Origin of the sequence: Ralstonia sp. NFACC01 (assembly GCF_900115545.1) — a bacterium.
Classification (GTDB): domain Bacteria; phylum Pseudomonadota; class Gammaproteobacteria; order Burkholderiales; family Burkholderiaceae; genus Ralstonia; species Ralstonia mojiangensis.
On sequence record NZ_FOWV01000015.1, the window covers coordinates 19,813 to 45,756 of the forward strand.

The following is a 25,944-nucleotide window of genomic DNA, read 5'->3' on the forward strand; positions in this document are numbered from 1 at the left end:
GCACAGTGAAGCCGTCTTCCTTGATTTTGTGCGATGCAAAATATCGCCGGGAGCTATCTGCATCGATCACATCGTCCTTCGCCATTTTTGCCATTCATCACAAGTGATATGCGCCAGAAAGCCGCAATCCGGGTACGGAATGCTCACTAAAATGGTCAGACATTGCGAACTGGAATGATGGAATGGACAAGCTCAAGCAGATCGAGGCGTTCATCGCCGTGGTGGAACACGGCAGCATGGCCGCCGCCGCGCTCACGCAGGACGTGACGCCCGTCATGATCGGCCGCCGCATCAACGCGCTGGAAGCCCGGCTGGGCGTGAAGCTGCTGCACCGGTCAACTCGCCGCATTGCGGTGACGGAGCAGGGCGCGGTGTTCATGGAACAGTGCAAGAAGGCGCTGGGCGAGCTGGACCGCGCAGAGCTGCTCGTTGCCGAAGGCCGCCACAAGGCGACTGGGCACCTGATCGTCTCGGCGCCGGCAGCGTTCGGCCGCAAGCACGTCGCGCCGCATGCGCCGGACTTCCTGCGTGCCAACCCCGACGTGCGCATCTCGTTCAACCTGACCGACCGCGTGGTCGACCTCGTGCGCGAAGGCTACGACGTGGGCATCCGCATTGGCGGCGCGATCGATCCGAACTTCGTGGCGATCCGCCTGGCGTCGAACAAGCGCGTGGTCTGCGGCACGCCTGCGTATTTCGCCAAGCATGGTGTGCCACGCACGCTGGATGATCTCGCGCGCCACAACTGCCTCGCCTTCAACCTGCAGGGCGGGCAGCAGCGCGGCTGGTATTTCCAGCAGAACGGCAAGGCCGTCACCGTGAAGGTGAACGGCAACCTCGACTGCAACGACGGTGAACTGCTGCACCGCTGGATGGGCGAAGGCCTCGGCCTGGGCTGGCGCTCAACGTGGGAGATCCAGCCCGAGTTGGAATCCGGCGCGCTGATGACGGTGCTGGACGACTACGCGCTGCCCGACTACGACATCCTCGCCGTGTACCCGCAGCAGCGGCCGGTGCCGGCGAAGATCCGCTTCTTTATCGAACACCTGAAGACGGTGTATGGGCAGGCAGGTTATTGGTCGCGAACGGGTTGAGCGTGCGGAAATGGATGACGGTTCCTAAACTTGTCATCAGACGCGTCGCGGGTGGCGCGCTCAATGCCGGAGACTGAAGATGCTACACAGAACTGCAGTTGTCGGCGCTCTCATGCTCAGCACGTCCGCCCTGGCGTGCGATCTGACCGGGCTTGAGCACCCGCTGGTGTTCTCGCCCGGCGAGTCTGCGCTGCCGACCACCGAAATCCTGAAACTGGCGGAATGGGATTCGCAGCTCAAAGAAGATTTCCGCAGCGGTGGCAAGTACCGGGTGCGCTTGCGGGAGGCGTCCGAGCCTGCTCCTGACCCAGAGCTGGCTGTGCTGCGCCTCAGAAGCATCCAGGCCGTGCTGGACGCTGTCGGAATCGAGGGCGACAAAGTCGAGTCGTCCGAAGCCGATACGCATCTACGTGCCGTGGAGCGCGAGGGTGTCGCGCCCAAAATGCCGACAGCCGCCTACGTAGTTTTCCAACCGGACTGTCAGAACCCGTGTTGCCCGGGCGCCGCGCCCGCCACTCCGCTCGCTCCCCAGCGATAAGCGCTAGGTAATTGCCACACGCCCCTGCGTCAAATCCCGCAACGCGACCCGCGCAGCCGCTTCGTCCGTCACCGGCAATCGCACCGTGAGCGTGACGCCCGCATCGTACGCAGCATCCAGCAGCGCATACCCGCCATCATCGATCCAGCGGCGGATGCGCGCCTCATCGGCGTAATCGGTGGCGAGGGTGAGCGTGGCGCTGGCGATGCGTTCAACGCGTTCGGCGTGCATGAGCGCGGTGGCAATGGCATCCGTGTAGGCGCGCACAAGACCGCCCGCGCCGAGCTTGACCCCGCCGAAGTAACGCACCACGGCGCCCAGTGTGCCGTCCAGATCGTGATGGCGTAGCACTTCCAGGATGGGGCGACCCGCTGTGCCGGAGGGCTCGCCGTCATCGGACATGCCGGATTGGCCACCTGCCAGGAGCGCCCAGCAGACGTGCGTGGCAGCGGGGTGTTCGGCGCGCAGGCGTGCAATGACGTCCATGGCGGCGGCCCGGTCTTCAACCGGCATTGCCAACCCGATAAAGCGGCTTTTCTTGATTTCCAGCTCGGCAGAAACCGGCGCGCGCAGCGTGTACGTCGGCACGCGCGGTCAGGCGAGGAGGGCGGCTACGAGATCTGTCGCCCGGCCGCCCGGCGATTCGAACTTGAGCGACGCCTCGGTGTGCGCCATGTGCTCTTCCATCAGGGCGATGGCGCCTTCCACATCACCGCGCTTGGCGGCTTCCAGGAAAGCGGTGTGTTCGTCGGATGAACGCACGGCATCGTATGTGGACTGGTACATCATCGTGATCACCGAGCTGCGCGCGGAAAGCTCGTAGAGCATTTCCTTGAGCACACTGTTCCCGACCACGTCGGCCATCAGGAGGTGAAAGTCGGCCATCAGGCGGTTGCGGCGCGGGACGTCGGACAAATCGCCGCTTGCCGCCACCTTGTGTTCTTCGGCCAGGTGCTTTTCCAGCCGCTTGTAATCGGCCGGCGTCGCTTTGGCGATGAACTCGCGCACCAGCGCGACTTCCAGCACGCGGCGCACGGCAAACACCTCGCGCGCTTCGGTCTCGTCTGGCTTGGCCACGAACGCACCGCGATCCGGCTCCATGCGGATCAGCTTGTCCTTGGCCAGCATCAGGAGCGCCGCGCGAATCTTCGTGCGGCTGACGTGGTAGACCCGCGCCAGCGCCTCTTCGCGCAGCTTGGTGCCCGGCGGCAGCCGATGCGCGACGATCGCCTGCGCGATGTCGTCGGCAATGCCTTCGGAGGAGATGTCGGCGGCGGCGGTGGTTTCGGTCATGGCGCCGATTTTACCGCCGTCCGACAACAGCGCGGCTTCAGGCATGCGGCAGCGTATGTGCTGCCGGTGCCGCCACACCAAGGCCGTGCGGAATCGCTTCGCCTTCTTCGGTGATGTCGATCTTGCCGTCGAGCACCGCATTGGCGCGCACGCGGTCGATGTCTTTTTCCCACGCGGCGATGACCACCGTGGCGACGCAGTTGCCGATCAGGTTGCCCAGCGCACGGGCAATGCCGATGAACCAGTCGACGGAGAGCACCAGCACCAGGCCGATCGCCGGAATGGCCGGAATGACCGACAGCGTGGCCGCCAGAATCACGATGGCCGAACCCGGAATGCCGTGCGCGCCCTTGGAGGTGACGAGCGCCACGCCCAGGATCAGCAGCAAGTCCTGGAAGGCCAGCGGCGTGTTGGTCGCCTGTGCAATGAACACGGCAGCCAGCGTCAGGTAGATCGAAAACGCATCGAGGTTGAACGAGTAGCCGGTCGGGATGACAAGGCCGACCACCGAGCGCTTGATGCCCATCTTCTCCAGCTTGTTCATGATGGACGGCAGCACCGCGTCGGACGACGCCGTGCCCAGCACCACCAGCAGTTCAGCGCGCAGGAAGCGGATCAGCTTGAAGATGTTGAAGCCCGCCATGCGCAGGATGGTGCCGAGCACGACGAACACAAACAGCGCCACTGCCGCATAGAACAGCAGCACCAGGAAGCCGAGCTGCTTGAGCGAGCCCGCGCCGTACTTGCCAACGGTAAAGGCTACCGCGCCCAGGACGCCCAGCGGTGCCAGACGGATGATCACGGCCATCATGCGGAACAGCACATGCGAGAGCTGATCGATCAGGTTGACCAGCGGCTTGGTCCGCTCACCCAGCAGCGACAGCGAGCAGCCGAACAGGATCGACACCAGCAGCACCTGCAGGATGTCGCCCTTCACAAAACCGCTGACGAACGTATCGGGAATCAGCTTGAGGAAGAAGGCTGCCACGCCGGTCGATTCCACCTGCTTGGCGGTCGTCATGTACGACGCCATGGCCGCCGGATCGAGCGTCTTCGGGTCCACATTCATGCCATGGCCCGGCCCGAACAGATAGGCCAGCGCAATGCCCAGTGCCAACGCAATCGTCGTGACGATCTCAAAGTAGATGACGGCCTTGCCGCCTACGCGCCCAACCTTCTTCAGCTCGCCGGCACCGCAGATCCCCACCACCACCACGGAGAACACGATCGGCGCGATCAGCATCTTGATCAGCTTCAGAAAGCCATCGCCGAGCGGCTGCAGTTTCTGCGCAAACTCCGGCGCCCAGATGCCCAGCGCGATGCCCACCGCCAGGGCAATCAAAACCTGCCCGAACAACGGGCGCGTAAAGCGTTGCATGGTGAATCCTCCTTTGGATTACTGATGTCTCAAGCCGCGCCCAATCGTCTAATTCAGTTGGTTGCGATTGTCGTCACGGCCTTGTTTCGCTCGCTGCGTCGCAACAAATTGTCGCGATGAATTGTTGAGCGTTGACGGCATCATAGGTCATCCAATTTTTGTATGCAATTTTTGAATTCACATGCTAGGATCGACTCATGCAGTCCCGCGAAGCCTTGTGTTTCCGCCATCTACGCTGCACTTCCGGCGTTCCCATCGCTACAGTTTCGAGTGTTCTTACTCGCCGTTTTTGTTCGATGGGGCGGCCGTATAACATCCAGAGACAAATACCAAGGAGTTCCACATGGCGATGCCCACGCTCGATCCGAACGCGCCGGATTTCACGCGCCGATATCCGAACCTGGCGGACCCCCGCCTTGGCGCAGAGGCCACGTTCGCGACCGACGAATTCTTCGCGCCGAAAGACCGCATGCTCAACCCCGAGCCGGCGGTCTTCATTCCCGGCAAGTACGACGATCACGGCAAGTGGATGGATGGCTGGGAAACGCGCCGTCGCCGCAACGGTGGTTATGACCATTGCATCGTCCGCCTGGCCCGCCCGGGCGTGGTGAAGGGTGTGGATATCGACACCAGCCACTTCACCGGCAACTTCCCGCCGGCCGCTTCCATTGAAGCCGCTTATCTGCCGGATGGCGAGCCGACCGAAGCTACGCAGTGGACCGAAATCGTTCCGTCGACCACGCTGCAAGGCAACAGCCACGCCTACGTGGCCGTGACGTGCGCGCAAGCCTTCACGCACCTGCGCGTGAACATCTTCCCGGACGGCGGCATCGCGCGGCTGCGCGTGTACGGCCAGCCGCAAGTCGACTGGAAGGGCGCAGACCGCACCAAGCTGTTCGACCTGGCCGCCATGGAAAACGGCGCCTATGTGGTCGAAGCCAACAACGAACACTTCGGGCCGGCCTCGCGTATGCTGATGCCGGGCCGTGGCGTGAACATGGGCGACGGCTGGGAAACGCGCCGCCGCCGCGAACCGGGCAACGACTGGTGCGTGATCGCCCTGGCCAACCCGGGCCGCATCCGCAAGATCGAAGTCGACACCGCGCACTTCAAGGGCAACTTCGCTGACCGCGTTTCCATCCAGGCCGCACGCGTGGTGGGCGGCACCGACAGCTCGCTGAAGACGCAAGCGATGTTCTGGCAGACGCTGCTGCCCGAGCAGAAGCTGCAGATGGATCTGCAGCACTACTACGAGGCGGAAATCGCCGACCTCGGCATCGTGACGCACGTGCGCTTCAACATGTTCCCGGATGGCGGCGTGTCGCGTCTGCGCTTGTGGGGGGTGCTCGAATGAGCCAAGAGACCGCTGCACGCGTTGCGCTGACAATCGAGCCGCTCACGCGCGAAGCCTTCGCGCCGTTCGGCGATGTAATCGAGCTGGACGGGGCCAAGCAATTCCCCATCAACCAGGGCACGACCATCCGCTTTCATGACCTCGCCAACGTGGATGTGGGCGAGGGCGGCCGCGCGCTGATCAGCCTGTTCCGTGGCCAGCCGCGTGCGCTGCCGTTCGAGGTGAAGATGCTGGAGCGCCACCCGCGTGGCAGCCAGGCCTTCATCCCACAGAACGACAAGCCGTATCTGGTGGTCGTGGCGCCGGCCGGCGAGCTGGACCCGTCCAAGTTGCGCGCGTTCGTCTCACGCGGCTGGCAAGGGGTGAACTACGCGCGCGGCGTGTGGCATCACCCGCTGCTGGCGCTGGGCGAGGTGAGCGATTTCCTTGTCGTCGACCGCGGTGGCGAAGGCCACAACTGCGACGAGCAAGACCTGGCCGAATCGGTGTGGTTGACCGCCGAGGCCATGCAGGCCGCGCTATAAGTCTCTCTTCATCGGCATCAATACTGAGCCCCCGCACAACGGGGGCTCAGTCACTTTCAATCTTCGTCCCACTACAAGCAGGGAGACATCGACATGACCCAGGCTCAACTCGCCACCCCCGGCATCGATGCGGATATCCGCGCGTTTGTCGAGGCCGCGCACGCGCAGCAGATTGATTTCCTGCGCGAGCTTGTGAAGGTGCCGTCGGACAACCCTTCCGGCGATTGCGCACCGCATGCCGCGCGTGCCAAGGCGCTGCTGGAGGCGCTGGGCCTGAAGGTCGAGGCGCATGCCGTGCCGCAGGCGCAGGTACGCGCCGCCGGCATGGTCAGCGCCACCAACCTGATCGTGCGTCACACGTTCGGCAGTGGCGGCCTCACGGTCGCCATGAATGCACACGGCGATGTCGTCCCGCCGGGCCTGGGCTGGACGCACGACCCCTACGGTGGCGAGATCGTCGAGACCGAACACGGCCCGACCATGTTCGGCCGCGGCGTGGCGGTGTCGAAGTCAGATTTTGCAACCTACACGTGGGCGCTCCTCGCGCTGATCGATGCGGAGAAGCGTGGCGCAAAGCTCAACGGCACGGTCGAATTGCACTTCACATACGACGAAGAAACCGGCGGTGACATCGGCCCGAAGTGGCTGCTCGATCAAGGCCTGAGCAAGCCCGATTACGCGATCTCGGCGGGTTTTGCTTATGGCATAACGTCGGCGCACAACGGCTGCCTGCACGTGCAGGTGACGGTGCGCGGCAAGCAGGCGCACGCCGCCATGCCGCATACGGGCATCGACGCCATCGAAGCGGCCACGCACATCCTGCAAGCCGTGTATGCCTATCGCGCGGAACTCGCGACGCGCAAATCCGCCGTGCCGGGCATTGACCACGCGACGCTCAACGTCGGGTTGATCCAAGGTGGCATCAACACCAACGTAGTGCCCGATCTGGTGACGTTCCGCGTTGACCGCCGGATGATTCCTGAAGAAGCCGGCCGCGATGCAGAAGGCGAACTGCGCGCGGTGATTGAGCGCGCGGCTGCAGAACGGCCGGGGATCGAGGTTTCAGTCGAACGCATTCTGCTGGCGCAGCCGCTTGCTGAACTGCCGGGTGTGGACGCGCTGATTGGCGCGCTGCGACGGAATGCGTTGGCGGTGTTCGGTGGCGATGTGCCGGTGCACGGCGTGCCGCTGTATACCGATGCCCGGCATTACACGGCGCATGGCGTGCCGACGGTGCTGTATGGCGCGGGCCCGCGTACATTGATGGAAGCGCGTGGGCACAACACCGATGAAAACCTGCGGTTGAATGATTTGCGGGGCGCGACTGTGGTGGTGGGGTGTGCTGTGGGGGAGTTGTTGGGCGGGTGATGTTGTTTTGTTTTTGTCTTGGTGGTCCATCCCCCTTTCAGCCCCGGCAGGGGATGAAACAAGGGATGCACCACAAAAACAAAAATCACGAATCCCCCCAACACCAACCACGAAACCAACCACCAAGCGCCAGCCCTTAAGATTGGGGCACGTTCCATCAAGCCAACACCAGAGCCCATGCAGATCTACCACAACCCCCGCTGCTCCAAATCCCGCACCGCCCTCGAACAAGCGCAATCCTTCGCCGCAGAAAAAGGCGAACAACTCGACGTCATCGAATATCTGACGACGCCGCCCACGCTGGCTGACCTCAAAAAGCTCGCAGCGCAACTCGACACCCCGCTGCGCAGCCTTGTCCGCCAAAACGAAGACGAATACGCGCAGCTCAATCTGGCCGATGCATCCGACGACGCGCTGCTCAAGGCGATCGCAGCACATCCCAAGCTGTTGCAGCGTCCGGTGCTCGTTCGCAATGGCCGCGCCACCATCGGTCGCACGCCCGAGGCGCTCGATGCGTTCTTGAAGTAATTCACCGTGCCCCACAAAGTTGAACGGCCTGCCGATTTCCATCGGACAGGCCGTTCAGGGGTGGCCGTATCTCGCCTTGCGCGAGGGCCGGGGCTGCGTCCGTCAAGACGCGCAAGGGCACCGGTTTATTCCAGGCCCATCCATCGGGCCATTTCTGACCCGAAACCAATTGCCAGCAGGGCGGCAAGCACCACTGCCAGCGCCGCCGCGGTCGAGACCATGGCGACTTTCATGACGTCTGCGTCGTGGTGTGCGTTGCTGTGCGTGTGATGCAGATGCTGCGCACGCATGCTCAACGGAACCGCCTTCGCAGATGATTTGCGATGCCAATGCAAGCGCTCCGTCATCGCTCGCAAGTGTTGCGTGTCAAACGCGTCACGGGAAAATCGCATCGCGGTACCTCCCCGTTGTTGGCTGATAGCCGACGCCGGCACGCACCGGCGTCGGGGGCACGTGCGGCCCGAAAACGATACGGCAAGCAAATGGCGTATGCGAGTGGCTTTGCTTGTCGGCGCCTGGTGGCGCAGTCGTCTGGTCGCTCGCACAAGCCCAGCGTAGACGGGGGTTTGCGGCGCTGCAAGTTGCGTTGCGGCATGGTGCGCGCATCACGCGGGCAAGAGGCAAACCGCGTGCGGGTCTTCGTGAAATGCGTGACGTGCCCGGCGCTCAATCCTGAGCAGATTGCTGGGACACTTGTGCCGAAGCGCGCTCGGCTTCGCGTTTGCGCAACTCGGTAAGCATGTTGCAGAAGAGGGCGCCTTGCTCTTTCGCGTCATCCAGCGCGATATGCGTGTGCGGTAGCGGGTCGTGCCAGTGATCGGGAAAGGCCGCTTTGACGTTGCGCCGATACGGCATACCCGTGAGCGCAAAGGCCAGCGTCTTGATGTCGAGCGCCGCCCAGCCAAACGGCGAGCGCCCGGCAAAACGCATCATGTACCAGAACATGAACGTGAAATCGAAGCCCGCCGGAAACGCCACGAACACCGGCTTGCCCGGCAGACTCTCGACCCACTCCACGTAACGCGGCAGGGCCAGCTCGGGCGCTTCAAGGTTGGCGCGGCATGCCGCCCACGCCTCGGGCTGCGTCTTCCACCATTGCATCTGGATCGGATGGCCCTCGGCGCCCGGCAGCGTTTCGAGGTTCGCTTCAAAGGTGCCGACAAGCGTCTTGTCGGCCAGGTACGCCGCGCTGGCAAAGCTCAGCATCGAATGCGGGCCGGGGATGGGGCCGTCGGCCTCGATGTCGGTGCTGACGTAGATTTCGGGCCGCGTATCGGGCGGCTGGTTGCCGCGCTTGCGGCGGGGCTTGTCGGCCGGCGCAGCAGGTGCGGTGTCGGCGAAGGGGTCGTCGCTTTCGTTGGCGCCGTCCTTGGGGCTGGTGTTGGCGGTCCCGCTCATGTTGAGCCTTCGTTGGCAAACAGGCGATCAGCGACGTACGGGTTGCTGGCACGCTCATCGCCAAAGGTCGAAACAGGCCCATGGCCCGGCACAAACGTAACGTCGTCGCCGAGCGGCCAAAGCTTGGTGCGGATTGCGTTGATCAGGTCCGCATGGTTGCCGCGCGGGAAGTCCGTGCGGCCGATCGACCCCGCGAACAGCACATCGCCGACGATGGCAACGCGGTCTTCCGGGCTGAAGAACACCACGTGGCCGGGCGTGTGGCCGGGGCAGTGGAACACCTGCAGCGTGCGGCCGGCGGCTTCTACGGTGTCGCCGTCTTCCAGCCAACGGTCGGGCACGAAGGCCTTGGCGGGCGGGAAGCCAAAGCGCTGGCTCTGCATGGGCAGTTGATCGATCCAGAACGCCTCATCCTTCTGCGGCCCTTCGATGGGCACGCCAAGCTGCGTGCGCAGGGCATCGGCGGCGGCGCAGTGGTCGACGTGGCCATGCGTGAGCAGGATTTTTTCGATGCGCGCGCCGTGCTGCTGGGCGGCGGCCAGGATGCGGTCGATATCGCCGCCCGGATCGGTGACGGCGGCAGCACCATCGTCGCCAATCAGCAGCGTGCAGTTCTGTTCAAACGGCGTAACGGGGACGACAACGACTTTCATGTGATCTTGTGTGCGCATTTGCAAATGGCAGGGATAACCCGATTGTATCGGCCCGAGCCCGCGCCAGCACTGGGCTCGCGGGGTGTGCTGTTACATCGGAAAGAAAATTTTACAAAATTGGTGCGAGATGACAGCATGATGTGATCGTTTTAATAGGAAATGTAAATAATCGGTCGAAGCATGCATGTTAGACTCGCGGCCATGCTTAAGTTGACCCACCTCAATTCCAGCCGTTCGGCCGGCCGCACGCTGCGTGTCTGGTTGACGCATGGCACCGCGCTGCTGGTGCTGGCGGGCTGTGCCGCTGTTCCTGGCGAGCCGCCCGCGGGTGGGCAATCCGGTCTGCAGGCGAGCAAGCCCGCCGCGCCCGCGCTGAAGGTGGCCGACCCGCGCGACAACCCCGATGCATGGGGCACGCTGTCGTTCCGCGGCGTGCCGGACTCGAGCAGCCTCAAGCTCGACGAGAACACCGATACGAGCCCCGGCCTGCGCGCCGACCTCGGTACGTTTGAACAGCGCGGCCTGGCCTCGTGGTACGGCCGCGGCTTCCACGGCCGCCGCACCGCCAGCGGCGAGCGCTTCAACATGAACGCCTTCACGGTGGCGCACCCGTCGCTGCCGCTGCAGAGCTGGGTGCTGGTGCGCAACCTCGCCAACGACCGCGTGGTCGTGGCCAAGGTGACGGATCGCGGCCCGTACTACGGCAAGCGCATCCTCGACATGTCGTATGCCGCTGCCAAGCGACTCGACTTCGTCAAGCGCGGTTCGACGCAGGTGGAAATCCGCCGCCTGTCGCGCGCTGAAGTCGAAGCGCTGCGCCCTGAGCTGACGCAAACCGATGTCGCCAGCAACGACGGCGATGCCGATGTGGGCGGTGACGAGCCCGCACCGGTCAAGAAGAAGGCGATCAAGCGTCGCGCCAAGCGCCGCTGATCCGCTGATCCGGCCGCCTTCCTGCCTCAGTCTTTCCCTTCGTTTTTCAGCGCCAGCGCGCTCTGATACAGCGTGTCGACCGACGCGCCTGTAATCGCGCCGGCCAGCTTGGCTGCGCGCTTGGCGGGCAGCTCGGTCAACAGCAGACGCAAGACCTGATCCGCCGCCATCGCGGTCGGTGCCGCGTCCTGCGCGCCTGCGCCTTCCACCACCAACACGAATTCGCCCTTGCCGTGCGAGGCGTCGGCGGCAAGCCATGCAGGTGCCTGCGCAGCGGGCAGCACGACGATCTGCTCAAAGAGCTTGGTCAACTCGCGGCCGATCAGGATGCGTCGCGCGGGCAGGTGCTCGGCCAACGCGGCGAGTGTGGCCTCAATGCGATGCGGCGCCTCGTACAGAACCCATGCCGGTCCGTGCGCCGCCCATTGGCGGATCTCCGCCTCGCGTTGGCCGGCCTTGGGTGGCAGGAAGCCGACAAAGGTGAACTGCCCTTCCGACGTGTCGAGCAATTCGCCCGCGGCGGAAAGCGCCGTCACCACGGCGCTGGCGCCAGGCAGCGGAATCACGCGCTGGCCCGCCGCGCGCACCGCCTCGACAATGCGCGAGCCCGGGTCCGACACGCCGGGCGTGCCTGCATCGGACACATAGGCGATGCGCTCGCCCTGCGCCAAGCGCGCGACGATGCGTGCAGCGGCTTCTCGCTCGTTGTGCTGGTGCGCCGCGAGCATCGGTCGAGACAGGCCCAGCCGATTGAGCAGTTGCCCGGTGTTGCGCGTGTCTTCGCAGGCCACCGCGTCGACGAGGCCCAGCACGTAACGCGCCCGCAGCGACACGTCGGCAGCGTTCCCGATGGGGGTGGCCACCACATATAATGCGCCGGCGGGATAGTGCTGGTCATGCGCCAGCAGGGTCCAGTCAGGATCACTCACGAGAACTTCTCTCAGTCACTTGGTTCAAACCGCACATGCATGCGCCGCAGACCATCACAGCCGCCACCGGTGAAGCCGGTGAAGACCGTGCGCTGCGCTACTTGCAAGCGCGCGGGTTGGCGGTGGTCAGCCGCAATTATCGCTGCAAGGGCGGTGAGATCGATCTGGTGATGCGCGATGCGGCTGGCGCCCTGGTATTCGTCGAAGTGCGTGCCCGCGTGGCGCGCTCCACGCAGCGCTTCGGCGGGGCGGCCGCGAGTGTCACGCCCGCCAAGCAGCGTCGCCTGATTGCCGCGGCCGAAGATTTTCTCGCACGGCAGGCTGAAGAGGTGCCCGCCTGCCGTTTTGACGTTATCGCCATCGATGGTGCGCGTATCGAATGGATGCGCGATGCCTTCGGTGCCGACGCCTAAACCTCGCATGAACCTCGCTCTTCTTTCTTCCGGACTTCATTCAAGGACAGCATGAAACTCTCGTCGCCTACGTTTGCCCGCTTCCGTCACACGGTCAAGCGCACCGCCGTGCTGGCCGCCCTGGCCGGCATTACCGCAACGCAGTTGACCGCCTGCTTCCCGCTGTTTGCCGGTGCCGTGGCCGGCGGCGTGGCGCTCGCCACCGACCGCCGCCCGACCGCCACCCAGACCATCGACCGCGGCCTGCAGATGGAAGCCGAGAACACGCTGATCTCGCGCTACGACGGCCGCGCCCACGTGAACGTGACGGTCTACAACCGCAAGGTCCTGCTGACCGGCGAGGCCGGCACCGAGCAGACCAAGCAGGAGATCGGCCAATACGCACAGAAGTTGCAGAACGCACGTGAGGTCGTCAACGAGATCGTGGTGACGCCGGTGTCGAGCACGTTCGGCTCGCGCACCAACGATACGTACATCACCACCAAGGTGAAGAGCGTGCTGGCCGGCACGGAAGGCGTGCCCTGGAACTCCATCAAGGTGACGACCGAAGCGCAGACCGTCTTCCTGATGGGCGTGGTGACCGAGGCCGAAGGCAACAAGGCCACCGAAGCCGTGCGCACGGTGGGCGGCGTGAACAAGGTCGTCAAGGTGTTCGACTACGTGAGCGAAGACGAGCGCAAGCGCCTGGACGCCAACGCCACGTCGACCAACGCGTCGACGGCGCCCGATGCATCGCAAGGCACGCCGGCGCCGGTGCAGGGTACGCCGACGGCCACGCAGGCACCGGCACCCGTCACATCGGCCTCGCCGGGCGTGACGGTGCAGCCGACCAACTCACCAGCGCTGCCGCCGGGCAAGCAATTGCCGTAAGCCACGTCCGCAACATCGATTCGCAAGGAACGCAGCCACCGCGCTGCGTTTTTTGTTGGCTGCACGCATCACAGGGCACACGGCTGGCCGTGCGTGTTAGCGTATGACGCTTCCGCGACTTCGCAGCCTCCCGATGCCCGTCGTCCACCGCCTTGCCCTCGCAGCATTGCTTGCGGCGCTGCTTACGGCCCCCGCGCCCGATGTGGCCCATGCGGCCGATCATCCCCCCACCAATCTGCAGGCCCGCACCTGGGCTGCCACGTGCGCCAGCTGCCATCACGCCGATACCGCGCCCGGTGCCAAGCTTCCCGCGCAGACCCTGCCGCCGCTGGCCGGTCGCTCCCAAGCCGAGTTGATCGACGCGATGCAGGCCTTCCGCAGCGGCACGCGCCCGTCTACGGTGATGGGCCAGATCGCCCGCGGTTATGACGATGGGCAGATTGTTGCCATTGCCGGCTGGCTGTCGCGCCAACCGCAGGAGGCGCCATGAGTGAATCCTTGCGCAAGGATCGACGCGCACTCCTGCGCGCGCTCGGGGCAACCGCGCTGGCGGGGCCGCTGGCCGCATGCGCATCGCTGTCGGGCGTGCGCAATGCGCGCGTGGTGGTGGTGGGCGGCGGCTACGGCGGCGCGACGGCAGCCAAATACGTGCGAGTGTTTTCCGGTGGCCGTGTCGACGTGACGCTGGTTGAGCCGAACGCCGCGTTCGTCTCGTGCCCGCTGTCGAATCTCGTGCTGTCGGGCGACCGTGACATGGCGTCCATCACCGTGCCGTATGACGCACTGGTTGAGCGCCACGGCGTGCGGTGGGTGCGCGATCGCGCATCGGCCATCGACCTTGGCGCAAAGCAGGTGCGGCTGACCGGCGGCGGCACGCTCGATTTCGACCGGCTGATCCTCTCGCCCGGTATCGACTTCGTGCCGGGGGCGATTCCCGGTCTCGCCAATGCGGCCACTGCCGCACAGGCGCCGCACGCATGGAAGGCCGGCATGCAGACGCAGGCGTTGCGCCACCGGCTCGAAGCCATGCCCAACGGCGGTACGGTGGCGATCAGCATTCCGCTGGCGCCGTACCGCTGCCCGCCCGCGCCGTACGAGCGCGCGTGCCTGATCGCCCATTGGTTGCAGCGCGCCAAGCCGGATTCGCGCGTACTCATCCTCGATGCCAACGATGACGTCACCTCCAAGGGCGCGCTGTTCAAGCGCGTCTGGGCTGAACGTTATCCGCAGCACATTGAATATCGCCCGCAATACAACGCCGTCGACATCGATGCCACGGGCCGCGTGCTCAAGTTCGATGTGCAAGACGACGTGCAGGCCGATGTCGTCAACCTGATCCCGCCGCAGCGCGCCGGAGCGATTGCCGTGCAAGCCGGGTTGGCGACGGCCAATGGGCGCTGGTGCGAGGTGGACTTCCTCTCGTTCGAATCGAAGGTGGCGCCGGGCGTGCATGTGATTGGCGATGCCATCCAGACTGCGCCGCTGATGCCCAAGTCGGGTCACATGGCCAATCAGCACGGCAAGGTGGCCGCCGCCGCCGTGGTGGCGATGCTGGCCGGCCACGCGCCCGATGCGTCACCGCTGTACACCAACACCTGTTACAGCTTTGCCACGCCCGACGAAGCGATGCACGTGGCAACCGTGCACCGCTACGACGTGGCCGAGCACACCATGGTGACGGTGCCCGGCGCCGGTGGGCTTTCCGATGCACCTTCCGCAGCGGAGGGCAAGCTGGCCCAGGGCTGGAGCCGCGCCATCTGGTCGGACATGCTGGGCTAAGGAGGGCAAGGCCGAGGCGCCCGGCACAAACAATGCGCAAGATTGTGCAAGTCGCCTAAGCGGCCCGCGCCTACAGTGCGTCATGTGGCCGCACGGGCGGCCGTCTGAACCTTCCGATCATCATGTCTCCCAAGGATCTGCTGCTGGCCCTGACCGTTGTGCTGGTGTGGGGCGTCAACTTCGTCGTCATCAAGGTGGGCCTGCATGGCGTGCCGCCCATGCTGCTGGGTGCGCTGCGCTTTGCGCTGGTCGCGTTCCCGGCCGTGCTGTTCGTGCCGCGCCCCAAGATTGCGCTCAAGTGGCTGGTGGCTTATGGCGCCACCATCAGCTTCGGGCAGTTCGCGTTCCTGTTCTCGGCCATGTACGTGGGCATGCCGGCGGGGCTGGCCTCGCTGGTGCTGCAGTCGCAGGCCTTCTTTACGCTGACGATTGCCGCCATCGTGCTGCGCGAGCCGATCCGCTGGTTCCATCTGGGGGGCATGGCGGTGGCCGCGGGCGGTCTGGCGATCATCGGCATGGCGGGTGGCGGCTCGGTCACGGGCATGACCACCGCCGGTTTCCTGCTGACGCTGTGCGCGGCGTTTTCGTGGGCCAGCGGCAACATCGTCACCAAGCGGATCGGGCCGGTGAATGTGGTGAGCCTGGTGGTGTGGGGCGCCGTCATCCCGCCGGTTCCGTTCTTCCTGCTGTCGTACTGGCTGGAGGGGCCGGAGCAGATCGCGCACAGCCTGGCGAACATCAGTGCGTCGAGCATCGGCGCGATCGTCTACCTGTCTTTTGGTGCCACCATCTTCGGCTACAGCCTGTGGAGCCGCCTGCTGGCGCGCTATGCGGCCAGCCAGGTCGCGCCGCTCACGCTGCTGGTCCCGGTGGTGGGACTGGTGTCGGCGGCCGTGCTGCTTGGCGAGCGCCTGGTGCCTGCCCAATGGCTGGGCGGCGCCGTGGTCATGGCCGGGCTGCTGCTCAACGTATTTGGTGGTCGGCTGGCCGCGCGGCGGGCGATGGCCTGATCGCCGCATTCCCAAAACAAGCGCCCGGGCCGAAAGGTACCGGGCGTTTTGCTTTGCGGGCGACATAGGATTTGGCCCGTTTCGGGCACAATACCGGGTCCGATTCCCGCCATTTCGCCCGCACACGCATGCGGGCAGCCTCGTCTTCTGGAGACCACATGAAGTTCGCCCCCACGCTCGCCGCTGCGGCGGTGCTGGCCGGCCTGGCGCTGTCCGCCACGCACGCGCTGGCTGCCGTTGATGCTGCCCGCGCGCAGTCCATCGCCAACCAGAACGCCTGCATGGGCTGCCACGCCGTCGACCGCAAGCTCGTCGGCCCGGCCTACCAGGACGTTGCCGCCAAATACAAGGGCGATGCGGGCGCGCAAGCCAAGCTCATCAAGAAAGTGCGCGAAGGCGGCATGGGCAACTGGGGCCAGATCCCGATGCCGGCCAACCCGAAGATCGCCGATGCCGATCTGAAGACCGTGATTGACTGGGTGCTCGCGGGCGCCCCGGCCAAGTGAGGAACGGACGATGAACGACGCAATCAACCTGAGCCGCCGCGACGTGCTGCGCGCCGGCGCCATGATGGCGCTGCTGGTGTCCGCCGGCATCGCCACGCCGGCCCAGGCGGCCGAATGGAACAAGGCCGCCTTTGCCGTGAAGGGCGTGAACGACGTGCTCAAGCAACTGGGCGGCGGCGCGGTCGACAAGGGCGGCGCGGGCATCCAGCTCACCGCACCGGACATCGCCGAAAACGGCGCCGTGGTGCCGCTGGTCGTGACGAGCACGCTGCCCGGCACCGACCTCATCGCCATCCTGGTTGAAAAGAACCCGAACACGCTGGCTGCAACGTTCGCCATTCCGGCCGGGACCGACCCGTTTGTGAGCACGCGCGTGAAGATGGGCGAGACGTCAACGGTCTACGCCGCCGTGCGCGCCAACGGCAAATGGGTGCTGGCAGCTAAGGAAGTGAAGGTCACCCTTGGTGGCTGCGGCGGTTAAACATCAGGAGAAACACACCATGGCAGACCCGATGCGCATTCGCGCAATGGAAAACGGCGGCACCACCGACGTGAAGATCCTGATGAAGCACGACATGGAAACCGGCCAGCGCAAAGACGCGTCCGGCAAGGTCGTACCGGCCTGGCACATCACCAACGTGACGGTGCAGCACAGCGGCAAGACGGTGCTCGACGCCCAGTTTGGCCCGGCCGTGTCGAAGGATCCGTTCCTCAATTTCAAGTTCAAGGGCGGCGCCAAGGGCGACAAGGTGACGGTCACGTGGGTCGACAACCACGGCGACAAGCGCACCGACGAGACGTCTATCCAGTAAAGGCCCGGAGGCCCAAATGCGACGCAGCTTCTTTCGTGTGACCGCCGCGCTGGCGGCTTTGGGTGTGGCCGGCAAGGCCGCAGCCCAGAATGCCCCGCGCGCTGGCGGCGCCGGTGCCCGCTACAAGGTGGTCTACCAACTGAGCGAAGGCATCGACCAAGCCATGCGCGCCATCGGCAACCTGCGCAACCATCTGAACGGCGCGCCCGGCACGAAGATCGTGGTGGTGGCACTCGGCCACGGCATCGAGTTTCTGGTTGAAGGCGCCAAGGATGCGCAGGGTCGCCCGTTTGATGCACCGGTGGCGGCGCTGGCCAGCATGGGCGTGGAGTTTCGCGTGTGCCACAACTCGCTGATGGCGTTCAAGGTGCCGGAAGACAAGCTGCTGCTCGAAGCCAAGGTGGTGCCGGCCGGTGTGGTGGAAATCACCCGCTTGCAGCAGGAAGAAGGTTTCGCCTATATCAAACCGTAGGCGACCCACGGAGGGGACCGTGAAACACAAGACATGGACGATGGTGCTGGCTGCGGCGTTGGCAGCCGGCGGCGCCGTAATGGCATCCGCGCAGGACGCCAAGGACAGCACCGCCGCCGGCATCGCGCAGTACCGCGAGATGCTGGCCGACGGCAACCCGGCCGAACTCTGGGAAGCCGCCGGCGAAGAACTCTGGAAGAAGCCCGCCGGCCCCAAGCAGGCCTCGCTCGAAGCGTGCGACCTGGGCCTGGGCCCCGGCGTGGTGAAGGGCGCCTACGCCAAGCTGCCGCGCTTCTTCAAAGACACCGGCCGCGTGATGGACGCCGAACAGCGCCTCATGCATTGCCGCATGACGCTGCAGGGGCTGACCAAGGAAGAGGCATCGGCCCGCCCGTTCTCGTCGCCCGGCAAGGCGTCGGACATTGAACGCCTGATGGCGTACGTGGCTTCGGAATCGCGCGGCGCGGCCATCGACATTCCGCTCGCCCACCCCGAAGAAAAGCGCGTGTATGAACTCGGCCGCCGCATGTTCTTCTACCGTGGCGGCGCGTATGACTTTGCCTGCGCCACGTGCCATGCCCAGCCGGGTTTGCGCATCCGCCTGCAGGAGCTGCCTGACTTGCTGACCGCCGACGGTGCGCGCTTTGCGTATTCCACATGGCCGGGGTATCGCGTGTCGCAGGGCGAGGTACGCACGATGCAGCACCGCCTGTACGACTGCCTGCGCCAGCAGCGCTTTCCGGAACCGCTCTACGGCAGCGAGGTGATTACCGCGCTGGAGATGTTCCTCGCCCGCAACGCCAACGGCGGCAAGATGGACGCGCCGTCCATCAAACGATGACACGATGAGGCCACGTATGACCCGACTGACCCCCATCGTTCTGACGGCGCTCACATTGGCGCTGGCTGCCGGCACCGCGCACGCAGCGGACGCCACCTCCAAGGCCGTCACCGCGCCCAAGCCCGATGCAAAGGCCGACGCGGCCCTCGCCAAGGTCATCCAAGAGAGCTTTGTCTCCAAGGGCCCGGCCACCGTGGAAGGCGTGACCGACCGCGACGACGTGCAGAAGGTCTGCAGCCAGTTTGCAGACCGCAACGCCGTGCCCGCCGCCGTGGCCAAGAAGCTGGAAGATGCGCAGCTCAAGACCATCCATTACCCGGCTGACAACACCTGGCTGGGCGACTGGAAGGAAGGCGAGAAGACTGCGCAGAGCGGCCGCGGCATGCAGTTCTCCGACCCGGCCGGCGGCGCGAACGGCGCCAACTGCTATGCCTGCCACCGCCTGTCGAAAGACGAGGTGTCGTACGGCACCATCGGCCCGTCGCTGTACCAGTACGGCAAGCTGCGTGGGGATTCGGAAGCGATCCTGCGCTACACGTGGGGCAAGATCTACAACTCCAACGCGTATGCGGCGTGCTCCAACATGCCGCGCTTTGGGCACAAGGGCATCCTCACCGAGCAGCAGATTCGCGACGTGATGGCGTTGTTGTTCGACCCGGCCTCGCCTGTGAACCAGTAAGGCGATAACGCCATGCATACGCTTCGACGGTTCCTGATGTGGACGGCAGTGGCGATGGTGTTTGCCGCCACGCAGTTTGCCAATCATGCGCAGGCCGTCGAAGTGGGCGATGTGGTGACGCTGCCCGACGTGCAATTGCTCGACGGCACGCGCGTGCCGGGCGATGCATGGCGCGGGCACCCCGTCATCATCGCCACGTGGGCGTCGTGGTGCCCGTTCTGCGCGCTGCAGAACCCGCGCCTGCAAAAGCTCTACGACGCCACGCGCGGTACTGACCTGCGCATCCTCACCATCAGCATCGACGCCAACCCGCAGCTCGCGAAGGACTACGTCGCCAAGCGCGCCTTCACCTTTCCGGTGACGATGGAAACCGACGCGCTGTGCGCCGCCACCGGCCCACGCAAGGGCCTGCCCGAACTGCTCGTGCTCGACGCCAAGGGCCGCGTGGTGCGCAAGGAAGTTGGCGAGATGCTGGAAGACGACGTGGCCGACCTGGCCCGCTACGCACACAGCCCCAAGCAATGAACCGTCGCGAATTCGTTCAAGCCCTGGCGATTGCCGCAGCCGCCGGCCTGCGCCTGACCGACGCGCACGCAGATACGTTCAGCTATGACGTGCCGCGCTTCGGCAACATCCACCTGCTGCACTTCACCGACTGCCACGCGCAGTTGCTGCCCATCGAATACCGCGAACCCAGCGTCAACCTGGGCGTGGCGCAATGGGCCGGCCAGCCGCCGCATCTGGTGGGGCACGCGCTGCTCAAGCGTTACGGCATTGCGCCGGGCTCGCGCGCCGCGCACGCCTTTACCGCGCTCGACTTTACCGAGGCCGCCCGCCGCTACGGCCGCATGGGCGGCTTCGCGCATCTGGCCACGCTCATCAAGCGGCTGCGCGCCACGCGCCCGAATGCGCTGCTGCTGGACGGCGGCGACACGTGGCAGGGCTCCGCCACCGCGTTGTGGACCAACGGCCAGGACATGGTCGACGCGGCCCTGGCGCTGGGCGTGGACGTCATGACCCCGCACTGGGAGATGACCTACGGCGCAGACCGCGTGCGCCACGTGGTCGATCACGACTTCAAGAACAAGGTCGCCTTTGTTGCGCAGAACATCCAGACCGCGGACTTTGGTGACCCGGTGTTCGACCCGTATGTGCTGCGCGAGCTGAACGGCGTGCCGGTCGCCATCATCGGGCAGGCGTTTCCGTACACGCCCATCGCCCACCCGGCGGATTTCACGCCCGACTGGACCTTCGGCATTCAGGAAGAGCGGCTGCAGAAGATGATTGACGAGGCGCGCGCCAAGGGCGCCAAGGTGGTCGTGCTGCTGTCGCACAACGGCATGGATGTCGACCTGAAGCTCGCCTCGCGCGTGCGCGGGTTGGACGCCATCCTGGGCGGGCACACGCACGATGCCGTGCCCGCGCCCGTCAAGGTCAGCAACCCGGGCGGCGTGACGCTCGTCACCAATGCGGGCGCCAACGGCAAGTTTGTCGGCGTGCTCGATCTGGATGTGCGCGGCGGCACCGTGCGCGATATCCGCTATACGCTGCTGCCCGTGTTTGCCGACCTGCTGCCGCCCGACCCCGCCATGACGGCGCTGATTGACCGCGTGCGGGCGCCGTACCAAGACAAGCTGGGCGAAACGCTGGCCACCAACCGCGGCCTGCTGTACCGGCGCGGCAACTTCAACGGCACGTTCGACCAGCTCATCGTTGATGGCCTCATGCACGCGCAGGGCGCCGAGATTGCCTTCTCGCCCGGCTTCCGCTGGGGCACCACGCTGCTGCCCGGCGAGGCCCTGACCATGGAAGCGCTGATGGCCCAGACCGCCATCACCTACCCGGCCACCACGCTCACCGAGATGACGGGTGCCACCATCAAGACCGTGCTGGAAGACGTGGCCGACAACCTGTTCAACCCAGACCCGTACTACCAGCAGGGCGGCGACATGGTGCGCACCGGCGGCCTGCGCTACACCATCGACCCGATGAAGCCCATGGGCCAGCGCATTACCGACATGCGCCTGGGGCCGGGTGACGGCAAGCCCATCGACGCCGACCGCCGCTACAAAGTGGCCGGCTGGGCCGCCGTGTCGCCCGAAGCTCGCAAGGCGGGCGGGCGCCCCGTGTGGGACGTGCTGGCCGACTGGCTGCGCGACCAGCGCGAAGTGACCGCAAGGCCGCTGAACACGCCGCGCATTGTGGGCATGGAAGGCAATCCGGGCATGGAAAACGCGGGTTAAACCCCCGATTGAAAGCGCCCCGGGAGTTCGGGTAGACTCATTTTCCACGGGCCGATAGCTCAGCTGGGAGAGCGCCGCGTTCGCAATGCGGAGGTCGGGAGTTCGATCCTCCTTCGGTCCACCAAGTTACTGGCAGCGTTTGATGAGCGATGCCCCAAAAAACCCGCGAAGCGTTGAGCGTCGCGGGTTTTTTATTGCCGGCGTGGCGTGGGTTAGATAGGCGGGCAACGATCAACGATCAACGAGAAGGCGATAGATGGCAATTCCGCGTCGAGCATTCATTGCAGCCGGAGCGCTGGCGCCGTTCCTGGCGTCTTGCGCAACCGACCTTTCCAAGTTCGGCGGCGAACCCTTTCCCGCTCTCGCTCGTCGGCTCCGCGTTTGCGCGGCAAGCTACGCCATCCTCGCGGCTGGAAAGCCCAGCACCGCCACGGTGGTGTCAAGTTGCTCGCAAGAGCCCCCGATTCGGCCTGGAGCTGTATATCAAGCGGCCTCTCTGACCAAGCCCGTGACCGCGTTTGTTGCGCTGAATCTGGTGCGCGAGGGGCGGCTCGATCTGCAGGCGCCGGTTTCGCGCTATCTGCCCGATGGCTACAAACACCGTCAGCACCCCTTTAACCCCCAAAAGGCCGCCCTGGTCGATCTCGTCCCTGCGAGCACATTGGCGCAGATTCCTGTAGCGACGCTGCTGAATCACAGCTCGGGTCTACCAAACTGGACAAGCGGCAAGCTCGTTCCTGCGTTTGAGCCGGGCACGCGGTGGCAATACTCGGGCGAGGGCTATGTGCTCTTGCAGGCAGTCATCAGTGCCGTCACTGGCGAGGCGTATGAAACCTGCGTGTCGAAGTCTGTTTTCCAGCCGATCGGCATGCGGCATTCCGCACTGCATCTGACGGACAACATTCGCGAGCGCCTGGTGAACGGCAGTTCACGCTCGCAGTTGGTGTTCAGCGAGGCCAACGCGGCTGCGTCGCTCTACACCACGGCGGAGGACTACGCGAAGCTCATTTCGGCACTGCTGGCCGACACCGCCTTGCTGGAGCTGACCCTCGCCAAGCCCATCGCCGTTGACCCTGCATTGGGCCTGACATGGGGATACGGATGGGGCATCGAGACGACCAACCACGACGCCTACCTCTGGCATTGGGGAAACAACCCTGGGTATCGCGCATTTGCCATGGTGTCGCTGTCATCGCGAAACGGATTCGTCCTCTTTACCAATAGCGCGGACGGAATGCCATTGGCCGCTCCGCTCGCGCAGGCCACCATTCCCGCAGAGCACGGTGTCTTTCGTTTTTCGATGCTGGGCTGAGAGCCAAGGTCGGGCGACTGAAGGCCTAAGTTCTACGCACAGTCACAAGCTGCCTAACCCATTTGATTTACGACGAGACTAACGCCAGCGGGGAGGCTCGCGGTTCTCGTCGCATAGGTACTCGGCGCTTTCCCACTAAAAATCAAAGAGAAATATCAAAGCAGGCGAATAGCCGGTGGTGGCGTTTGCCAGTTGCAAGGCGTTATGTATTTTTGAGCCTTGGCAAGGCGTGTGTTCGATACCCCAATTTGTGGCATTTCGCGCCGGATAAATTCGTTGTAGCGTAGATCGTCGCCGGGAGCAGGGGCACCACTTATATCCGGCCAGCGGATTATGTCTGGCGCGGTTCCAGCAAATAACAAACAAGCCGCCATAGAAAGGGGTGAGGGTCGTGGGAGTACAAGATCGCGATTGGTTCAGAGACCGTCGAGCGCCGCAGCTGCGCAATCCAGACTGGCAGAAGGAATACGCCCGCTGGTATGGCAAGCCACCCCAGGGCGCCAAGCAAGGCGTGCACTGGATCGTTTCCTTGATGGTGTGGGTGGCCGTTCTTCTGGTCGTCTACATCGCCGCGAAGCAATTGCGGCTCACTGGCAATGGCGCAGCCGTGCCTAGCCAGCAGGCTGCTTCAACACAGCCGGCACCCACCACGGCGCCGCCACAGCGTCAGCCCATGCCCCCGGTGCAGCAACCCACAGCGCGGGCCACCACGCCTCCGGCCGGTGTGAACAAATGCGTGATCAACGGGCAGACGGTCTACACGGAAGCGCCGTGCGGGCAGGCGATGCGCGCGCTCGTGGGCAATGCGCCCACCGATGCGCCGGGCAATGCTCGTCAACGCGAGATCGAAGAGGCTGCGGCAGCAGCGAAGCGCGCGGAAGAGCAGCTTGCGCGGCAGTGGGATCAGCGGATGGCGCAGCGGGATCGGGACTTGGCGGCTGAGGCGGTTGCGGTTCAGCAGCAGGTCAGCAGTGTTAACGCGGAATGCGCGCGGCTTAAGGCGGATCGAGATGGGATTTTGCGGCTGTCTGTGACTACGCAGCAGATGTCGCCGTGGCGGGACAACTTGAACTACATCCGTAAGCGGATGAATGAGTTGCATTGCTAGGGAGCCGATCCGCGGAAGAATAGTCCCCACAGCAACATATGCGTCTTCGCTCGGTTAGGACGGAATAAGCTTGTGTCCTATATTCGATATCGTCAAAAAATACTCTTTACCTATCATGCCGGAATCAACATCCAGTCAATCGATCGCTGACGCCCTTGTACAAGGCCTTCAAAAATTGGCGGCTACGTTAAAGGAGGCCCCGGAACCTCGGCGATTCAGTGACGTGTGGGGATGGCAAGCACCGCCTTTAGATCGCAACGATTTGGTCAACGCTGCGTTAGGTGTTGCTGCGAAGATTGAAGCCCTGGACTGGTCGACTTCAAGCGAGCAGGTCGCCGGGCAGCTACAAAGTTTCGCTGACAGAACGTCAATCGTAACGAGCACTAATGCGGCGAATCTAAATCAAGGGCCTCTGGCGGCGTGTTCTATTGTCGCGTTCTTGTATGCCCTTGAGTTGTGGGTCGGACGAACTGTTTCGGTATCGGATATGAAGGGCGTATTGGCCCTCCCCGTCACTCTTCGTCGGCAATCCAGAGTTGCTTTGAGTAACCTGCAGGATGCGATGGGTGACATCAATCAAGTCAGATTGATGTTGGCAACGATCAAAGATGCTCACGATGCTGCGGAAGACCTTCCTGCTACGCAGAAAGATCTGGCCGATGCGCTCAAAGAGGTGGCGGAGGCGAAGAAGGCTGCAGTCCGACATGAAGTCGAAGCAAAGCAAAGTGCAGAAGAAGCGGAAAAATCCAAAATTGCTCTTGCTGAGGCCCTTTCTGGGGCCATGGATGTTCGGAGCAAGTTGGACAGTGCGTATAGCGCTGCCACGTCGCAAGGTCTGGCTTCCGCCTTTGCCAAAAAATCCCAATCCCTCGGTCTGTCGACTTGGCTATGGACTGGCATTCTGGCGATAGCGCTCGCAGCGGGCGGTGTGATTGGATGGTTACGCTTTCCCGTCATATTGGCTGCCGTTACAGGTAAGCCGGATTGGGGTGTCGTGGCGGTGCACATTACCCTCAGTTGTCTGTCCCTTGCTCCCGCCGTATGGATTTCATGGGTCGCCACTAAGCAAATTGGGCAGCGCTTCCGCTTGGCCGAAGACTATGGGTATAAGGCTGCTTTGGCGAAGGCTTATGAGGGGTACAAAGCGGAAGCCAAGACACTTGACGCAGAATTGCAAGCCCAATTGTTCTCGACAGCTTTGGGCCGATTGGACGAGATTCCATTGCGTCTTATCGAAACTAATGTCCCGGGAAGTCCATGGCACGAACTGCTGCAGTCCAAAGAGTTTCTCGAGTTCATGCAGCGCTTTCCGAATGCCGCTCGCCGCTTGAAAGCAGTAGTCAGCAAAGACCCGTCCGAGGAAGCGGCCACATCTGAAAAGGCCGCAGCAGGAGCGGCACAAACTTGACCATGACGGACACGCGATGCCCTCCTCCATCGGAGGAGGCTCATAACCTTAAGGGCTATGAGCGTGCGCATAGCGATTCGACTGAACCGCCGCTTTTTGATATTGCCCGGCCACCTCTCGGCACCAACTCACCGACATTGCTTGTCAAGCAAAACTCCAACTGAATCGCCCCGGCCCCAGTAGACACCTGTGAGCCTCAAACTAGAGGTTAGACAGGAGGTGCGATGAGTGCACAGAGATACACCGAAGAATTCAGGGTCGAGGCGGTCAATCAGGTCGTGGATAGAGGCCACAGCGTGGCCGAGGTCGCGCAGCGGTTAGGCGTGAGCCAGCACAGCCTGTACCAGTGGATCAAACAGCGACGCCAGCCCGTGGCAGAGCCGCAAGGGCAGGTATCGCAATCCGAGGAGGTGCGCCGGCTCAAGGCTGAACTCAAGCGGGTGACCGAGGAGCGCGACATCCTAAAAAAGGCCGCAGCGTACTTTGCCAAGCAATCCGGGT

At 64.2% G+C, this 25,944-nt stretch carries 30 protein-coding genes, 1 tRNA gene and 1 pseudogene; 25 read left to right on the plus strand and 7 right to left on the minus strand.

Annotation, left to right across the window (positions count from 1 at the left end):
* Nucleotides 1–182 precede the first annotated feature (182 nt).
* Nucleotides 183–1,094 carry a LysR family transcriptional regulator gene (locus BM136_RS23990; RefSeq protein ID WP_024973988.1) on the plus strand — a complete coding sequence of 304 codons (912 nt, stop codon included), beginning with the start codon at nt 183–185 and terminating at the stop codon, nt 1,092–1,094.
* Nucleotides 1,095–1,206: 112 nt separating this feature from the next.
* Nucleotides 1,207–1,632: a hypothetical protein gene (locus BM136_RS23995; protein ID WP_254775744.1), complete on the plus strand. Its 426-nt coding sequence runs from the start codon at nt 1,207–1,209 to the stop codon at nt 1,630–1,632.
* 3 nt (nt 1,633–1,635) lie between these two features.
* On the opposite strand, the gene BM136_RS24000 is transcribed toward BM136_RS23995, so the two are convergent.
* From BM136_RS24000 to BM136_RS24010, 3 genes are read right to left on the minus strand one after another with little or no spacing between them, the layout of a single operon-like run.
* Nucleotides 1,636–2,220, minus strand: coding sequence for an IMPACT family protein (locus tag BM136_RS24000; RefSeq protein ID WP_092976716.1), 585 nt, complete (start codon nt 2,218–2,220; stop codon nt 1,636–1,638).
* 6 nt (nt 2,221–2,226) lie between these two features.
* Nucleotides 2,227–2,925 carry a GntR family transcriptional regulator gene (locus BM136_RS24005; RefSeq protein WP_092976784.1) on the minus strand — a complete coding sequence of 233 codons (699 nt, stop codon included), beginning with the start codon at nt 2,923–2,925 and terminating at the stop codon, nt 2,227–2,229.
* 37 nt (nt 2,926–2,962) lie between these two features.
* Complete coding sequence (locus tag BM136_RS24010) at nt 2,963–4,303, minus strand: C4-dicarboxylate transporter DctA (RefSeq protein ID WP_092976719.1); 1,341 nt, start codon at nt 4,301–4,303, stop codon at nt 2,963–2,965.
* A 343-nt stretch (nt 4,304–4,646) separates the two neighbouring features.
* Here BM136_RS24010 and alc point away from each other — a divergent pair, with 343 nt between their 5' ends.
* From alc to arsC, 4 genes are all read left to right on the plus strand, one after another.
* Complete coding sequence (alc, locus tag BM136_RS24015; RefSeq protein WP_092976723.1) at nt 4,647–5,657, plus strand: allantoicase; 1,011 nt, start codon at nt 4,647–4,649, stop codon at nt 5,655–5,657.
* Nucleotides 5,654–6,181 carry an ureidoglycolate lyase gene (locus tag BM136_RS24020; RefSeq protein WP_092976726.1) on the plus strand — a complete coding sequence of 176 codons (528 nt, stop codon included), beginning with the start codon at nt 5,654–5,656 and terminating at the stop codon, nt 6,179–6,181. Before alc ends, BM136_RS24020 begins: the two co-directional genes overlap by 4 nt.
* 93 nt (nt 6,182–6,274) lie before the next feature.
* Entirely contained in the window at nt 6,275–7,549 is a 1,275-nt protein-coding gene (locus BM136_RS24025) for a M20/M25/M40 family metallo-hydrolase (RefSeq protein ID WP_092976729.1), read from the plus strand.
* A gap of 177 nt (nt 7,550–7,726) precedes the next feature.
* The gene (gene arsC / locus BM136_RS24030) at nt 7,727–8,077 is read left to right on the plus strand and encodes an arsenate reductase (glutaredoxin) (RefSeq protein WP_092976732.1); all 351 of its coding nucleotides are present in this window, start codon (nt 7,727–7,729) and stop codon (nt 8,075–8,077) included.
* Nucleotides 8,078–8,202: 125 nt separating this feature from the next.
* Here arsC and BM136_RS25780 read toward each other — a convergent pair whose 3' ends face one another.
* From BM136_RS25780 to BM136_RS24045, 3 genes are all read right to left on the minus strand, one after another.
* Nucleotides 8,203–8,469 (minus strand): hypothetical protein, encoded by a 267-nt coding sequence (locus BM136_RS25780; RefSeq protein ID WP_092976735.1) that lies wholly within the window; start codon nt 8,467–8,469, stop codon nt 8,203–8,205.
* Between the two features lie 274 nt (nt 8,470–8,743).
* Complete coding sequence (locus BM136_RS24040) at nt 8,744–9,475, minus strand: 3'-5' exonuclease family protein (protein WP_092976738.1); 732 nt, start codon at nt 9,473–9,475, stop codon at nt 8,744–8,746.
* A complete protein-coding gene (locus BM136_RS24045) occupies nt 9,472–10,128 on the minus strand; it encodes an MBL fold metallo-hydrolase (protein WP_092976787.1) in 657 nt (218 codons plus the stop codon). Before BM136_RS24045 ends, BM136_RS24040 begins: the two co-directional genes overlap by 4 nt.
* A gap of 201 nt (nt 10,129–10,329) precedes the next feature.
* Between BM136_RS24045 and BM136_RS24050 the strand changes: the two genes are divergently transcribed.
* A complete protein-coding gene (locus BM136_RS24050) occupies nt 10,330–11,061 on the plus strand; it encodes a septal ring lytic transglycosylase RlpA family protein (protein ID WP_175537211.1) in 732 nt (243 codons plus the stop codon).
* Between the two features lie 26 nt (nt 11,062–11,087).
* Here BM136_RS24050 and rsmI read toward each other — a convergent pair whose 3' ends face one another.
* Nucleotides 11,088–11,990, minus strand: a complete 903-nt coding sequence (rsmI, locus tag BM136_RS24055) for a 16S rRNA (cytidine(1402)-2'-O)-methyltransferase (RefSeq protein WP_092976744.1) — start codon at nt 11,988–11,990, stop codon at nt 11,088–11,090.
* A gap of 35 nt (nt 11,991–12,025) precedes the next feature.
* Here rsmI and BM136_RS24060 point away from each other — a divergent pair, with 35 nt between their 5' ends.
* The 18 genes and pseudogenes from BM136_RS24060 to BM136_RS24145 form a co-directional block, all read left to right on the plus strand.
* Complete coding sequence (locus tag BM136_RS24060) at nt 12,026–12,403, plus strand: YraN family protein (protein WP_045204725.1); 378 nt, start codon at nt 12,026–12,028, stop codon at nt 12,401–12,403.
* A gap of 51 nt (nt 12,404–12,454) precedes the next feature.
* On the plus strand, nt 12,455–13,273 hold the full coding sequence (locus tag BM136_RS24065) for a BON domain-containing protein (RefSeq protein WP_092976747.1): 819 nt from the start codon (nt 12,455–12,457) through the stop codon (nt 13,271–13,273).
* Between the two features lie 133 nt (nt 13,274–13,406).
* A complete protein-coding gene (locus BM136_RS24070) occupies nt 13,407–13,763 on the plus strand; it encodes a c-type cytochrome (protein ID WP_092976750.1) in 357 nt (118 codons plus the stop codon).
* Nucleotides 13,760–15,052 carry an NAD(P)/FAD-dependent oxidoreductase gene (locus BM136_RS24075; protein ID WP_092976753.1) on the plus strand — a complete coding sequence of 431 codons (1,293 nt, stop codon included), beginning with the start codon at nt 13,760–13,762 and terminating at the stop codon, nt 15,050–15,052. The genes BM136_RS24070 and BM136_RS24075 overlap by 4 nt, the downstream gene beginning before the upstream one ends.
* Nucleotides 15,053–15,174: 122 nt before the next feature.
* Nucleotides 15,175–16,062: an EamA family transporter gene (locus BM136_RS24080; RefSeq protein WP_092976756.1), complete on the plus strand. Its 888-nt coding sequence runs from the start codon at nt 15,175–15,177 to the stop codon at nt 16,060–16,062.
* Between the two features lie 158 nt (nt 16,063–16,220).
* Nucleotides 16,221–16,568, plus strand: a complete 348-nt coding sequence (locus tag BM136_RS24085) for a c-type cytochrome (protein WP_092976758.1) — start codon at nt 16,221–16,223, stop codon at nt 16,566–16,568.
* A 10-nt stretch (nt 16,569–16,578) separates the two neighbouring features.
* Nucleotides 16,579–17,049, plus strand: a complete 471-nt coding sequence (gene soxY / locus BM136_RS24090; RefSeq protein ID WP_092976761.1) for a thiosulfate oxidation carrier protein SoxY — start codon at nt 16,579–16,581, stop codon at nt 17,047–17,049.
* A gap of 19 nt (nt 17,050–17,068) precedes the next feature.
* Entirely contained in the window at nt 17,069–17,380 is a 312-nt protein-coding gene (gene soxZ / locus BM136_RS24095) for a thiosulfate oxidation carrier complex protein SoxZ (RefSeq protein WP_004628733.1), read from the plus strand.
* A gap of 16 nt (nt 17,381–17,396) precedes the next feature.
* Nucleotides 17,397–17,852, plus strand: coding sequence for a DsrE family protein (locus BM136_RS24100; protein ID WP_092976763.1), 456 nt, complete (start codon nt 17,397–17,399; stop codon nt 17,850–17,852).
* Nucleotides 17,853–17,892: 40 nt separating this feature from the next.
* A complete protein-coding gene (gene soxA / locus BM136_RS24105; RefSeq protein ID WP_092976766.1) occupies nt 17,893–18,693 on the plus strand; it encodes a sulfur oxidation c-type cytochrome SoxA in 801 nt (266 codons plus the stop codon).
* A gap of 16 nt (nt 18,694–18,709) precedes the next feature.
* Entirely contained in the window at nt 18,710–19,372 is a 663-nt protein-coding gene (soxX, locus tag BM136_RS24110) for a sulfur oxidation c-type cytochrome SoxX (RefSeq protein WP_092976769.1), read from the plus strand.
* A gap of 12 nt (nt 19,373–19,384) precedes the next feature.
* A complete protein-coding gene (locus tag BM136_RS24115) occupies nt 19,385–19,897 on the plus strand; it encodes a TlpA family protein disulfide reductase (RefSeq protein ID WP_092976772.1) in 513 nt (170 codons plus the stop codon).
* Nucleotides 19,894–21,615, plus strand: a complete 1,722-nt coding sequence (soxB, locus tag BM136_RS24120; protein ID WP_092976775.1) for a thiosulfohydrolase SoxB — start codon at nt 19,894–19,896, stop codon at nt 21,613–21,615. Before BM136_RS24115 ends, soxB begins: the two co-directional genes overlap by 4 nt.
* A gap of 48 nt (nt 21,616–21,663) precedes the next feature.
* Nucleotides 21,664–21,739 (plus strand) — tRNA-Ala (locus tag BM136_RS24125).
* A gap of 132 nt (nt 21,740–21,871) precedes the next feature.
* On the plus strand, nt 21,872–22,927 hold the full coding sequence (locus tag BM136_RS24130) for a serine hydrolase domain-containing protein (protein ID WP_092976778.1): 1,056 nt from the start codon (nt 21,872–21,874) through the stop codon (nt 22,925–22,927).
* A gap of 511 nt (nt 22,928–23,438) precedes the next feature.
* On the plus strand, nt 23,439–24,035 hold the full coding sequence (locus BM136_RS24135; protein ID WP_254775745.1) for a hypothetical protein: 597 nt from the start codon (nt 23,439–23,441) through the stop codon (nt 24,033–24,035).
* 70 nt (nt 24,036–24,105) lie between these two features.
* Nucleotides 24,106–25,443, plus strand: a complete 1,338-nt coding sequence (locus BM136_RS24140; protein ID WP_139219405.1) for a hypothetical protein — start codon at nt 24,106–24,108, stop codon at nt 25,441–25,443.
* A gap of 224 nt (nt 25,444–25,667) precedes the next feature.
* A pseudogene (locus tag BM136_RS24145) lies at nt 25,668–25,944 on the plus strand (transposase); the annotation flags it as partial.

Bases quoted from the DNA above. Each gene is read 5' to 3' on its own strand.
- BM136_RS24130 (WP_092976778.1), top strand. From the start codon at position 21,872: ATGGCAATTCCGCGTCGAGCATTCATTGCAGCCGGAGCGCTGGCGCCG.
- BM136_RS24075 (WP_092976753.1), top strand. From the start codon at position 13,760: ATGAGTGAATCCTTGCGCAAGGATCGACGCGCACTCCTGCGCGCGCTC.
- BM136_RS24005 (WP_092976784.1), bottom strand. From the start codon at position 2,925: ATGACCGAAACCACCGCCGCCGCCGACATCTCCTCCGAAGGCATTGCC.
- BM136_RS24070 (WP_092976750.1), top strand. From the start codon at position 13,407: ATGCCCGTCGTCCACCGCCTTGCCCTCGCAGCATTGCTTGCGGCGCTG.
- BM136_RS24025 (WP_092976729.1), top strand. From the start codon at position 6,275: ATGACCCAGGCTCAACTCGCCACCCCCGGCATCGATGCGGATATCCGC.
- BM136_RS24020 (WP_092976726.1), top strand. From the start codon at position 5,654: ATGAGCCAAGAGACCGCTGCACGCGTTGCGCTGACAATCGAGCCGCTC.
- BM136_RS23995 (WP_254775744.1), top strand. From the start codon at position 1,207: ATGCTCAGCACGTCCGCCCTGGCGTGCGATCTGACCGGGCTTGAGCAC.
- arsC (WP_092976732.1), top strand. From the start codon at position 7,727: ATGCAGATCTACCACAACCCCCGCTGCTCCAAATCCCGCACCGCCCTC.
- BM136_RS24010 (WP_092976719.1), bottom strand. From the start codon at position 4,303: ATGCAACGCTTTACGCGCCCGTTGTTCGGGCAGGTTTTGATTGCCCTG.
- BM136_RS24115 (WP_092976772.1), top strand. From the start codon at position 19,385: ATGCATACGCTTCGACGGTTCCTGATGTGGACGGCAGTGGCGATGGTG.
- alc (WP_092976723.1), top strand. From the start codon at position 4,647: ATGGCGATGCCCACGCTCGATCCGAACGCGCCGGATTTCACGCGCCGA.
- BM136_RS24080 (WP_092976756.1), top strand. From the start codon at position 15,175: ATGTCTCCCAAGGATCTGCTGCTGGCCCTGACCGTTGTGCTGGTGTGG.
- soxB (WP_092976775.1), top strand. From the start codon at position 19,894: ATGAACCGTCGCGAATTCGTTCAAGCCCTGGCGATTGCCGCAGCCGCC.
- BM136_RS23990 (WP_024973988.1), top strand. From the start codon at position 183: ATGGACAAGCTCAAGCAGATCGAGGCGTTCATCGCCGTGGTGGAACAC.
- BM136_RS24045 (WP_092976787.1), bottom strand. From the start codon at position 10,128: ATGAAAGTCGTTGTCGTCCCCGTTACGCCGTTTGAACAGAACTGCACG.
- BM136_RS24060 (WP_045204725.1), top strand. From the start codon at position 12,026: ATGCATGCGCCGCAGACCATCACAGCCGCCACCGGTGAAGCCGGTGAA.
- soxA (WP_092976766.1), top strand. From the start codon at position 17,893: ATGGTGCTGGCTGCGGCGTTGGCAGCCGGCGGCGCCGTAATGGCATCC.
- BM136_RS25780 (WP_092976735.1), bottom strand. From the start codon at position 8,469: ATGCGATTTTCCCGTGACGCGTTTGACACGCAACACTTGCGAGCGATG.
- BM136_RS24085 (WP_092976758.1), top strand. From the start codon at position 16,221: ATGAAGTTCGCCCCCACGCTCGCCGCTGCGGCGGTGCTGGCCGGCCTG.
- soxY (WP_092976761.1), top strand. From the start codon at position 16,579: ATGAACGACGCAATCAACCTGAGCCGCCGCGACGTGCTGCGCGCCGGC.
- BM136_RS24040 (WP_092976738.1), bottom strand. From the start codon at position 9,475: ATGAGCGGGACCGCCAACACCAGCCCCAAGGACGGCGCCAACGAAAGC.
- BM136_RS24050 (WP_175537211.1), top strand. From the start codon at position 10,330: ATGCTTAAGTTGACCCACCTCAATTCCAGCCGTTCGGCCGGCCGCACG.
- BM136_RS24065 (WP_092976747.1), top strand. From the start codon at position 12,455: ATGAAACTCTCGTCGCCTACGTTTGCCCGCTTCCGTCACACGGTCAAG.
- soxX (WP_092976769.1), top strand. From the start codon at position 18,710: ATGACCCGACTGACCCCCATCGTTCTGACGGCGCTCACATTGGCGCTG.
- soxZ (WP_004628733.1), top strand. From the start codon at position 17,069: ATGGCAGACCCGATGCGCATTCGCGCAATGGAAAACGGCGGCACCACC.
- BM136_RS24100 (WP_092976763.1), top strand. From the start codon at position 17,397: ATGCGACGCAGCTTCTTTCGTGTGACCGCCGCGCTGGCGGCTTTGGGT.